At 39.1% G+C, this 10,476-nt stretch carries 12 protein-coding genes; 5 read left to right on the plus strand and 7 right to left on the minus strand.

Translation table 11 applies throughout. From position 1 onward, the window contains the following. From QQK05_RS18080 to QQK05_RS18090, 3 genes are all read right to left on the minus strand, one after another. Positions 1-525 (minus strand): RNA methyltransferase, encoded by a 525-nt coding sequence (locus QQK05_RS18080; RefSeq protein WP_284301296.1) that lies wholly within the window; start codon positions 523-525, stop codon positions 1-3. A gap of 198 nt (positions 526-723) precedes the next feature. Further along, entirely contained in the window at positions 724-1,938 is a 1,215-nt protein-coding gene (zigA, locus tag QQK05_RS18085; RefSeq protein ID WP_284301298.1) for a zinc metallochaperone GTPase ZigA, read from the minus strand. Positions 1,939-1,971: 33 nt separating this feature from the next. After that, a complete protein-coding gene (locus QQK05_RS18090; protein WP_284301301.1) occupies positions 1,972-2,418 on the minus strand; it encodes a TraR/DksA family transcriptional regulator in 447 nt (148 codons plus the stop codon). Between the two features lie 206 nt (positions 2,419-2,624). Between QQK05_RS18090 and QQK05_RS18095 the strand changes: the two genes are divergently transcribed. Continuing rightward, the gene (locus QQK05_RS18095) at positions 2,625-3,554 is read left to right on the plus strand and encodes a LysR family transcriptional regulator (RefSeq protein WP_284301303.1); all 930 of its coding nucleotides are present in this window, start codon (positions 2,625-2,627) and stop codon (positions 3,552-3,554) included. Positions 3,555-3,591: 37 nt separating this feature from the next. Here the strand turns inward: QQK05_RS18095 and QQK05_RS18100 are convergent, their stop codons facing one another. Beyond that, the gene (locus QQK05_RS18100) at positions 3,592-4,251 is read right to left on the minus strand and encodes an NAD(P)H-dependent oxidoreductase (protein ID WP_284301305.1); all 660 of its coding nucleotides are present in this window, start codon (positions 4,249-4,251) and stop codon (positions 3,592-3,594) included. 198 nt (positions 4,252-4,449) lie between these two features. Here QQK05_RS18100 and QQK05_RS18105 point away from each other — a divergent pair, with 198 nt between their 5' ends. Then, complete coding sequence (locus QQK05_RS18105; protein WP_284301307.1) at positions 4,450-4,866, plus strand: VOC family protein; 417 nt, start codon at positions 4,450-4,452, stop codon at positions 4,864-4,866. A 60-nt stretch (positions 4,867-4,926) separates the two neighbouring features. Here QQK05_RS18105 and QQK05_RS18110 read toward each other — a convergent pair whose 3' ends face one another. The 3 genes from QQK05_RS18110 to QQK05_RS18120 all read right to left on the minus strand — a co-directional run bounded on the left by QQK05_RS18110 (position 4,927) and on the right by QQK05_RS18120 (position 6,996). Further along, on the minus strand, positions 4,927-6,057 hold the full coding sequence (locus QQK05_RS18110; protein WP_284301308.1) for a pyridoxal-phosphate-dependent aminotransferase family protein: 1,131 nt from the start codon (positions 6,055-6,057) through the stop codon (positions 4,927-4,929). A 112-nt stretch (positions 6,058-6,169) separates the two neighbouring features. Then, on the minus strand, positions 6,170-6,562 hold the full coding sequence (locus tag QQK05_RS18115) for a hypothetical protein (protein ID WP_284301311.1): 393 nt from the start codon (positions 6,560-6,562) through the stop codon (positions 6,170-6,172). Between the two features lie 65 nt (positions 6,563-6,627). After that, positions 6,628-6,996 carry a GNAT family N-acetyltransferase gene (locus QQK05_RS18120; protein ID WP_284301313.1) on the minus strand — a complete coding sequence of 123 codons (369 nt, stop codon included), beginning with the start codon at positions 6,994-6,996 and terminating at the stop codon, positions 6,628-6,630. Between the two features lie 193 nt (positions 6,997-7,189). Here QQK05_RS18120 and QQK05_RS18125 point away from each other — a divergent pair, with 193 nt between their 5' ends. The 3 genes from QQK05_RS18125 (at position 7,190) to QQK05_RS18135 (ending at position 10,264) form a co-directional block, all read left to right on the plus strand. Beyond that, positions 7,190-9,034, plus strand: a complete 1,845-nt coding sequence (locus QQK05_RS18125; RefSeq protein WP_284301315.1) for a DUF885 domain-containing protein — start codon at positions 7,190-7,192, stop codon at positions 9,032-9,034. A 202-nt stretch (positions 9,035-9,236) separates the two neighbouring features. Continuing rightward, positions 9,237-9,713: a DM13 domain-containing protein gene (locus QQK05_RS18130; RefSeq protein WP_284301317.1), complete on the plus strand. Its 477-nt coding sequence runs from the start codon at positions 9,237-9,239 to the stop codon at positions 9,711-9,713. Between the two features lie 11 nt (positions 9,714-9,724). Further along, positions 9,725-10,264 (plus strand): DUF924 family protein, encoded by a 540-nt coding sequence (locus QQK05_RS18135; protein ID WP_284301318.1) that lies wholly within the window; start codon positions 9,725-9,727, stop codon positions 10,262-10,264. The last annotated feature ends 212 nt before the right edge of the window (positions 10,265-10,476 follow it).

Here is a 10,476-nt window from a genome sequence, read left to right on the forward strand (position 1 = left end):
TTAACGTACTTTGACCTTCAAACGGTTATTGGTATCGCGACTACTTTTAATCAACTCATCTCCTTGATCAACGAATGATGATTTTGCCAACCGATCATAAAGCACTACGTTCGCAGTTGCTGCTAGATTTAAGCAATCTTTGGTTGGGATGTATACGACATGATCAGCCTGATCAATAATCTCTTGGCTTATGGATCCATCTTCAGGGCCAAAAATATAAAGCGCTTGATCAGGATGAGTAAATTCGGTTAAGGACGTAGCCCCAACACAAAGCTCCACACAAACGACTTTCATATCTTCAGTTTTTTGACTCAACAAACAATCGACCTGGGTTAATGGAATGTTGTTTCTCGATTTATGTGTATCAGTATTCGTTTTCACTTCATACTGTGCGGCTCGCGCATAGCGCGTACCGGTATATAGCACCTCATTGGCATGAAAGCACCCTGCTGCCCTCATTACTGTACCAACGTTTGTAGGGCCTTTGGGGTTAACTAGGCCAATAATTACACGTGAGTGATTCATCTTTTAGATAGTTAAACTTCTCGATTTACTAATGCCGGCTAGCATACGTTAATCAACATTCAGTTCAACTAAATCTTTTAAAGTATTTTAATCTTTCTCTCACATTTCTAGCGAAGGCTTACTTTGAAAAAGCAAGCCTGATGAAGTTTCACAAAGAAGCATAGCTCATGTTGGCTAACTCAATGTACTCTGATAAATCTAGTTGACCTCCCAACTTGGGAATGGATCAGGCAAGGTTTTCCAGTACTCTTTGCCCTTTAGTACCTCTTCCTCATTAAGTAAACAATCATCTAATCTTGCAACAATATTATTTTTGTCGAGTCCCTGTCCTATAAATACTAATTCTTGTCGCATATCCCCAAATGGCTCTACCCATTGTTCTTTTATCGCAGCAATATAACCAGGATCTTGCGGCCACTGTTCTCGTGGAACCGCGTACCAAAACAAGCCTGCAGCACCGTAACGGGCAATACCTCCTGCTTGGCTCCAACTACCCGCAAATTGTGGCCTTGTAGCCAGCCAAAAGAACCCTTTTGATCGAATGAGTTTTCCGGCAATTTCTTTACTGTGCAGGAATTCATAGAACTTTTTAGGGTGAAATGGCCGTCTTGCACAATATGAGAAACTACTAATCCCAAACTCCTCCGTTTCGGGTACATGCTCACCGCGCATTTCCTTCAACCAGCCAGGTGCTTGTTGAGCTTTAGAAAAGCTGAATTTTTGGGTGTTTAATACCTGTTTGAGTGGTGCCCTACCATGTTCTATTTCTATTTGTTCTGCTTCTGTATTCAGTGTTGCAAGTATGCTTTTCAATCGCCTAACATCTTTTTTAGTAACTAAATCCGTTTTACTGATTAACAGCACATCGGCAAACTCTACCTGTTCAACAAGTAAGTCGGCGACGCTCCTTTCGTCTTCTTCACCCAAGCTCTCACCTACATCTTGAAGAGACTGTGCTTGATCGTAATCTTTCAGAAAGTTAACGGCATCAACAACCGTAACCATAGTGTCTAGGCTTGCAACACTCGATAAACTGATGCCATCTTCATCTTCAAAAGTAAAAGTTTCAGCAACAGGCAGAGGCTCAGAAATCCCCGTTGATTCAATCACTAAATAGTCATACTTGCCAGTTTTTGATAAGCGAGAGACTTCCTCAAGTAGATCTTCTCTTAACGTACAGCAAATACACCCATTACTCATTTCGACTAGCTTTTCTTCAGCCCGATTAAAGCTGACTTCATTTTGAACCATAGCCGCGTCAATATTAATTTCACTCATATCATTAACAATGACAGCAACTTTCAATCCGTCTCTATTGTTTAATATATGATTCAACACCGTTGTCTTACCAGCACCTAAGAAACCAGACAATACAGTCACCGGTAACAACTTTTCGTTTGTTGTTATATTCATATCAATTTTTCCAAGCAAATATCTAAATATGTATTACGAAAGCGACGTTCTGTCCTTGGCAAAGTTATGCTCTTGCATCTCCTGACATAACTTCACATCAGCACAATACTCTGCCGTTGGTCTCGCTAATAATCGAGCAATTCCTATAGGCTCACCTGTTTCTTCACAGTAGCCATACTCGCCTAAACGAATTCGTTCTAGCGCTACCTGAATTTTTGGTAGTAACCTTTGTTCCCGATCAACAATTCTCATAAGAATTGCTATATGCTCTTCCCAACTAGCCCTATCACTGACATCACTAAGATCAGGCGGATTAAGCATTTGTTCTTTAGCTTCTCTTATTCGCTCTCTCGTTGAATCATGTAAATCAATGAGATGTTGTTTAAAAAAAAACAGTTGCTCCTGGTTCATATAATCAGACTCAGGAGCACTTAAGATTTCATCTTTTGAAAGGCTCTTCTCTGCGTTATCGATTTTCATAGGACACTTTCTACAAAACACACTACTAATGTTATGTTATAACATAACAACGCATTGTCAAATGATTAGCACTGATGAATCTCGCGTATTAATTTAATAGGTGGACATCTCGAAAAGTGCTTTCAACGCAGAGTAAGAATAGAGAACATTGTTGAACTTATGCTACTTTAGCAATAAATATAAATTGAACAAACTTAAGGCATCAGATGTCATTAACCAACCAGTTATTTTTATTTATTGATGTTGTGCAGCAAGGTTCGTTTACTAAAGCTGCATCATTAAATGATATGGATAATTCGGCACTATCTAAGCAGATTAAAAAACTGGAAAGTAGCCTTAACGTGCAATTGCTTAATCGTTCAACGCGCTCATTTTCATTAACGCAAGCAGGCGAAGATATTTACCAGCAAGCACTTACGTTAAAAGACACGTTAAATAATATACATCTTGTTGCTGACAGCTACCAATCAACACCTAAAGGTTTGCTTCGAATTACCTCACCAACGTATTTTGGCCATGCTTACTTGCAGCCCGTAATCTCACAGTTTATGAAGAAATACCCTGATGTTCGGTTAATACACGAATTAACGGATATCAAAACCAATATTATTTCAGATAACTATGATGTTGCATTTAGGTTGGGAAAATTGGCTGATTCCAATCTAGTTGCCAAAAAAATTTCTGAAGGCTATTTCGTGTTAATTGCCTCTCGAGAGTTTATTAATCAGCATGGAATGCCATCTGACGTAAACGCTCTTTTAAAGCTACCGGCAGTAGTTTATGGAAATGAAGACGTTACACTCGATCAAATCAGAATTTCGAATGACATTGACGGAAGTGACTTAACATCCTTTAAAATGAAAAGTAATTACAAAGTAAGCGATGTAAGAACACTGATAGAAGCTGTAAGAGACGGTTTAGGGTATGCCTTAGTTGACACGTCCAACATAACTGAACCTCTATCAAAGCTCGATCTTATACGTTTATTACCGGACCATAAAATTTGCAATATGGATATGGCTATTTACGCTGTTTACCCTCATAAACGTAATACCATGCTTGCAAATGCATTTATTGAAGAAGTTATTGACTTCATCGGCCAACCACCGCGATGGTTGGCTATGTTAGATGGATAGAAAAGCTCGCACCTAACGAGCTTTTTATACATTAACCCTATAACACGGTCACAACGTCATCCATTGCTAAACGAGCTTTTGGTAAACCATGGTTGTAGTCTTCACCTTCAAGGTGATAGCCCATTGCTAGCGCTACAGTGCATTCATAGCCATCTAGTTCATCTTTAAAAACTTCACTAATCAAGTCAGGATCGACACCTTCCATTGGGGTTGAAGCAATACCTAATCGAGCAAGTGTATGTAAAGTATTACCCAGTGCGATGTATGTTTGCGCCTTCGTCCAGTTACCATTAAAGCCTTCGCTATCGGTATTTGACTCTGCAAAGCTAAATGCACCATCTAACATATTGCTATACATCTCTTTTGGTAAATGACCAGAACTAACCTCCGCATCGACAACACGACGATAGTCATCTTTTGAATAGTGTGTTTTATTAGCAAATAAAATGATATGTGATGCTTCAGTTGCATGAGGTTGATTAAACTGGTGCATATTAGCAAATGTATTATGAAAACGTTGTTTTGCTTCATCACTTTCAATTACAAGAAATTTCCAAGGTTGAGAATTAATCGACGAAGCAGAAAGACGAATAGCTTGTTTAATCACGTCCATATCTTCTGTAGAAATGCGTTTACTCGCATCGTATTTTTTGGCCGTATATCGCGTATTTAAATCAGCAATAATTTGATGAGACATAATAAGTTCCTCTTGGAATCAATTTAATGCGGACATGATAAGGCCACGGAATTTGAAGATATATAGCAAAAACTTCCAATCATTATGGTAATAACTATCCATAATCATACTAACAGCTCTCGTGCTAAAGTAGTTTTCTGCATTCACTTATGCTTATAATTTAGTTCTCTTACCTCACCAATGACTTGAGACTCCTATATGAAATATTTACACGCTATGGTCCGCGTTATCGACCTTGAAGCATCTATGCGCTTTTATTGTGATTTACTTGGTTTAAAAGAAATTAGACGTAAAGACTACCCAAACGGTAAGTTCTCATTAATTTACTTGGCAACTGAAGAAGGTGAGCCAGAAGTAGAATTAACACATAACTGGGATGAAACAACCCCGTATTCAAATGGTAAAAATTTTGGTCATTTAGCTTTTCGTGTCGAAAACATTTATGAGACTTGCCAGCGACTGATGGATGGCGGTGTTGTCATAAACCGACCGCCACGTGACGGACATATGGCATTCGTATTGTCACCCGACGGCATTTCTATCGAGCTTCTGCAAGATGGCCAATTAGAACCTCAAGAACCGTGGGTAAGTATGGAAAATACCGGCTCATGGTAAGAGTCTAGGATAAAAGGCCAGCCCAACAAGAAGCTGGCCTTATTTGATTTGAATATCTGTTTATTTTCCAAACTTGTCTAGCGCATCCTTCAAAGCTGCCAAGCAAAGCGCAACATTTTCCGCTCTAGCGGCATACCCCATTAAACCTATGCGCCAAGCCTTACCCGCAAAGTCACCTAACCCCGCACCAATTTCCAAGTTATATTCCTCAAGTAGGTAACTACGCACTTTCGCATCATCAACCCCTTCAGGGATTTTAACTGTATTTAACTGAGGTAAACGTTCGTCTGCTGGTACGATAAACTCTAACCCTAACTCAGCTAAACCTTGGGCTAATTTATTGTGCATATCACGATGGCGTTGCCAACTGTTTTCAAGACCTTCGTTTTGAAGCATAACGAGTGACTCGTGTAATGCATACAAGGAATTAACTGGCGCTGTATGGTGGTACGCCCGTTTGCCTTCACCCGACCAATAATTTACAACTAGTGATTGATCTAAAAACCAACTTGGAATAGGCGATGTACGATTAGAGATAACGCTGAGCGCTTTTTCACTAAAACTTATTGGTGATAAGCCTGGCACACAGGATAAGCACTTCTGGCTGCCTGAGTAGATAGCGTCAATTCCCCAGTCATCGACTTTTAACTCTATGCCACCTAATGATGTCACTGCATCTACAATCGATAAGCAATCATACTGCTGAGCAAGCGCACAAATTGCTTTTGCATCTGAAACTGCCCCTGTCGAAGTTTCAGCATGAACAAATGCAACAAACTTTGCATCAGGGTGTTCTTTCAACGCTTGTTCTACTTTGTCAACTTCAACGGCTCTACCCCAAGCTGAATCAACAACCACTGCAGTAGCACCTATACGTGTAACATTCTCAAGCATTCTTTGACCAAAAACGCCATTTCGGCAGACAATGACTTTATCTTGCTTCTCAACTAAGTTGACAAAACACGCTTCCATCCCTGCGGAACCAGGAGCAGAAAGTGCAATAGTAAATTTATTTTCAGTATTAAACGCGTATTGAAGAAGTTGTTTTACTTCGTCCATCATACCGATAAAAGTTGGATCTAAGTGGCCAACTGTTGGCCTTGATAACGCGTTAAGTACTCGTGGGCTAACATCAGATGGACCAGGGCCCATGAGGGTTCTTTGTGGCGGAATAAATGAACTAAATGACATGTTTATCAACTTCCAAAATAAATAATACCAATTAACAGGTCAAATAGTATCACGTATATTTATAAAGGCTTATTGTTCTGAATTATCTCAGCTATTAAATATTGTGATGCGGTTAATAACTAATGACTGTATCGTATTTAGACGCCCCGGCATAAAAGTGAGGCAAAATATCATGAAACGCCTCTAGACTCAGAAGCTCAGTAATTGATGAAATAGATGAAAATGCAATAACAACTTGATAGTCCCACATAGTATGTTCATCACCACTAATATTGAGACAATGTTTTGAATGAAATATTAATCTAGCATCAACTTGCGTTAACAAAGAAGACAGCGAGTTTACAAAGACACCCAACGCCTCAATACCACTTGACGCTATTGGGTTATCATTATAACAAGCTATAGCGCGACACTTTGTAAGTAAGGTCAGTGTAATCTCTGTTTGTTGTGGAATACGCTTTAAGGCAAGTTGTAATTGTTTAGCCTCAATAAATGCCGATGTCACAAAACCTCCTTATTAATAATTGCATCCAAGCGCTGATTTTATTTTTTTATTTTTTTATTTGTTTGTCAACGGTCTACAGATAACTTCATGAAAAATTCAAGCTCAGTTTCTTGTTCAACCCTAAACCCTAGGCGCTGATATAATCTCAATGCAGGGTTTTGTTTCAATACGTTAAGAGTAACAGGTTGGTTTATCTCTCTTGCTCTAGTTACGACACGATTAATCACTTTCTCACCAATGCCCTTATTTTGAAAGTTTGGCAGTATTTGTAATTGCCTTATGTGAAGACGGTCAATAAATCTACCAAGCTTAATCAGCCCTATCGCATGACTTTTATATTCAATAATTAGAGAGTCCTCAAAGAACTCATCAATTCGCACCAAGTGCTTTTGATCATCCATCGCTATACCTGCACGCGACAAATGTTCAGTCATTGTTAACTTCCTTAACTGAAGTAAGAAGTTCCGGTCATTTACAGTCGCTTTCCTCAGAGATAACACTTTAGTCAAAACAAATGCCCGTTTCTTGTTGTTGTTAATCGTGGAATACTATCCGTTGGTCTTGCTAGAATTGCAATTGAATCAGCATTTAGTAACACTGCAAGTAAATAATATCATAGGAAGTATCATGTCTTTCAAAAAATCTCTATTGGCAATAGCCATTAGCACTACATTGTTAAGTGCGTGTAATCAAGAAGCTCAAACAACAAAAACGGCGGAGCCAGCGAAACAAGAAACACAGGCAGTTTCGATGTCTGAATCTGAAAAAGCGAATCAATTATTCGATCAGCTATTCAATGAAGGCGTAAAACGTAGCCCGATGATGCAAACATACTTAGGCATGAAAACTGACTATGATAAATGGGACGATATTTCACAGGCCAACGAAGCAAGAGAGCTCGAGATAACTAAAGAGAACTTAGCCAAAGTAAAAGCGATCGATGTCAGCAAATTAGACTACCAAACAACAATTAGTCACCGTTTGCTCGTTCAAAGTTTAGAGAATGATATTGCTGATTATCAATGGCGATTCCACAACTATCCTGTAAACCAGATGTTTGGTATTCACTCACAAGTACCTGCGTTCTTAATCAACCAACATTCAATCAGTAATGTAGAAGAAGCAAAAGCATACATTTCACGAGTAAAGGGCAGTGAAACACTTATTGCACAGCTAGTGGAAGAATTAAAATTAAGGGAAGCAAAAGGCATTATTGCGCCGAAATTTGTGTTCCCACATGTTATTCGTGACTCGAAAAATATTTTAGTGGGTGCACCTTTTAGTGAAGGTGAAGACAGCACCCTTTTATCGGATTTTACAGCTAAGGTAAACAAACTAGAAATTAGTGAAGAAGAAAAATCAGCGCTTATTGCTGAAGTAAAAGCTGCCTTGGTAGAACAACTAAAACCTGCATATGACGGTTTAGTTGCCTATTTAACCGAATTAGAAACTAAAGCTGATACGAAAGACGGAGCGTGGAAATTCCCTGAAGGTGAAGCATTCTTTAATAATGCACTAAACCGCACAACGACCACCGATCTAACAGCGAATGAAATTCACGAAATTGGTTTAAGTGAAGTTGCACGTATTCATGATGAAATGCGTGAAATCATGAAACAGGTAAAATTTGATGGCACCTTAGCTGAATTTTTTGAATTCATGCGTAACGACAAACAATTCTATTACGAAGACACCGAAGAAGGTCGTCAACGATACATTGATGAAGCAGTTGCGTTAATTGATGACATGAAAGGCCGCTTAGACACCTTGTTTTTAACCAAGCCAAAAGCTGACATGATTGTGAAACGCGTTGAAGCATTCCGTGAAAAATCTGCTGGTAAAGCGTTCTACCAACAGCCTGCTCCTGATGGCTCACGCCCTGGTATCTACTATGCAAACCTTTACAAAATGGAAGCGATGCCAACTTACCAAATGGCAGCACTTGCCTATCATGAAGGTATTCCTGGTCACCATATGCAGATCGCGATTAAGCAAGAACTTGATGGCATCCCACTTTTCCGTAAATTTGGTGGTTACACCGCGCACACTGAAGGTTGGGGCCTATACTCAGAGTTGATTCCAAAAGAGATTGGTTTATATCAAGACCCTTACTCTGACTTTGGTCGTTTAGCAATGGAATTATGGCGTGCTTGTCGATTAGTTGTTGATACAGGTATTCATGCAAAGAAATGGACGCGTGAAGAAGGTATTGAATACTATAAAACAAATACACCAAACGCAGTTTCTGACGCTGTAAAAATGGTTGAAAGACACATCGTTATGCCATCACAAGCAACAGCATACAAAATTGGTATGATAAAAATTGTAGAGCTGCGTGAGCATGCGAAAAAAGTATTAGGTGATAAATTTGATATTCGAGAATATCACGACGTCATCTTAAAAAATGGTCCTGTTCCATTAAATGTATTGGAAGAATTAGTAAACGAATATATAAACGCTAAGAAAGCTTAATAGCGTTTACTCGAAAGAAATAAAGGCCAATGTTTGACGACATTGGCCTTTTTCTTTTCTTATTTTTTACTTTGCTTAACACCTGAAATCATCCGCCCTCACGGAGGGTCTATTTTACCAATAGACAAAAAGTAATTGTTTTGTAACAGAAACAATTTTATTGTCTTTTAGTAAATGTGCACCCAAGTTATACGGAAGAAATATGAACATAAAGAAATTGATTACGGCAACCATATCTCACGGTGTTGTCGGCTTGCTTGGCTTCGCTATAGGTATTTATTCGCTACCCATTTTAACCGCTCCTCCATCACCTACGGAAGGAGAATTGATTGCGAGTAATACTAATCAACTATTTACAACAACATTTGACAGAGAGCGTTTAGACAGTGATACGCTGCATTGGGGCGAAGGTAGCGTAAGTTTAGGCAACAACTTCATCACACTCATGGGCAACTTAGCACCAGGGCCAAACTACAAGCTATATTTATCTAAATCTTTCGTCGAAACTGAAAGAGATTTCAATCGTTTAAAAGATACGATGGTTGTTGTTGGCGATATATACACATTTGAGAACTTTATCGTAAATGTACCGCAAGGCATTAATGTTGAAGACTACAACACGGTGATTGTGTGGTGCGAGAGCTTTGGCGAATATATCACTTCCGCAAAATATCAATAAACGAGGCGCAAATGGCACCACAGGAAATAATAACCTTCTGGTTCGAAGAAATTGATAGTAGCTTATGGTGGATAAAAGACGATGGCTTTGATGCATTAATTCAGCGTCGATTTAAAAAAATTCATCAACAAGCTGCTAATAACGAGCTTTTCAGCTGGAGGTCGACCGCTTTAGGCTCGTTAGCAGAAATCATCATACTTGATCAGTTTTCTAGAAATATGTATCGAGATACACCTAATGCCTTCGCGTTTGATAATCAGGCGCTGTGCCTTTCACAGTTCGCAATTGAGAAAGGCTATGACCTAACGTTAAAAGAGACTCACAGAAGCTTTATGTACCTTCCTTTTATGCATAGTGAGTCTGCTCTCATACATCAAGAAGCATTAATGCTATATCAAAGACTTGGCAATGAAGGAAACCTTTCGTTTGAGTTAAAACACAAAACGATAATAGATAGGTTTGGTCGCTATCCGCATCGAAATCACATACTGGGTAGGCAGTCGACACCTGAAGAGATCGAGTTCCTCAAAGAACCAAATTCAAGCTTCTAGCAACCATAAACGAAAAAAGCCTGCTAATTGAGCAGGCTTTCAGAATGGGTGTCTAGCAATTGGCTAACAGTGCGCAGAGCTTACTGTGAAAAAACGGGACAAAGACAAACTATTGTCTTTGAACATTTCCGTTTTTTCTCTACTGACGTAATAGGATTTACTAATGTCGCGATGCCAAGGATGGCAAAGAGCGACCAAGTAGGTCAGTTTTT

The organism is Thalassotalea loyana, assembly GCF_030161435.1.
In the GTDB taxonomy this organism is placed as follows: domain Bacteria; phylum Pseudomonadota; class Gammaproteobacteria; order Enterobacterales; family Alteromonadaceae; genus Thalassotalea_G; species Thalassotalea_G loyana.

Coding starts and splice junctions, on each gene's coding strand:
- QQK05_RS18095 (WP_284301303.1), top strand. CDS start 2,625: ATGTCATTAACCAACCAGTTATTTTTATTTATTGATGTTGTGCAGCAA.
- QQK05_RS18125 (WP_284301315.1), top strand. CDS start 7,190: ATGTCTTTCAAAAAATCTCTATTGGCAATAGCCATTAGCACTACATTG.
- QQK05_RS18105 (WP_284301307.1), top strand. CDS start 4,450: ATGAAATATTTACACGCTATGGTCCGCGTTATCGACCTTGAAGCATCT.
- QQK05_RS18110 (WP_284301308.1), bottom strand. CDS start 6,057: ATGTCATTTAGTTCATTTATTCCGCCACAAAGAACCCTCATGGGCCCT.
- QQK05_RS18090 (WP_284301301.1), bottom strand. CDS start 2,418: ATGAAAATCGATAACGCAGAGAAGAGCCTTTCAAAAGATGAAATCTTA.
- QQK05_RS18135 (WP_284301318.1), top strand. CDS start 9,725: ATGGCACCACAGGAAATAATAACCTTCTGGTTCGAAGAAATTGATAGT.
- QQK05_RS18100 (WP_284301305.1), bottom strand. CDS start 4,251: ATGTCTCATCAAATTATTGCTGATTTAAATACGCGATATACGGCCAAA.
- QQK05_RS18080 (WP_284301296.1), bottom strand. CDS start 525: ATGAATCACTCACGTGTAATTATTGGCCTAGTTAACCCCAAAGGCCCT.
- QQK05_RS18120 (WP_284301313.1), bottom strand. CDS start 6,996: ATGACTGAACATTTGTCGCGTGCAGGTATAGCGATGGATGATCAAAAG.
- QQK05_RS18130 (WP_284301317.1), top strand. CDS start 9,237: ATGAACATAAAGAAATTGATTACGGCAACCATATCTCACGGTGTTGTC.
- zigA (WP_284301298.1), bottom strand. CDS start 1,938: ATGAATATAACAACAAACGAAAAGTTGTTACCGGTGACTGTATTGTCT.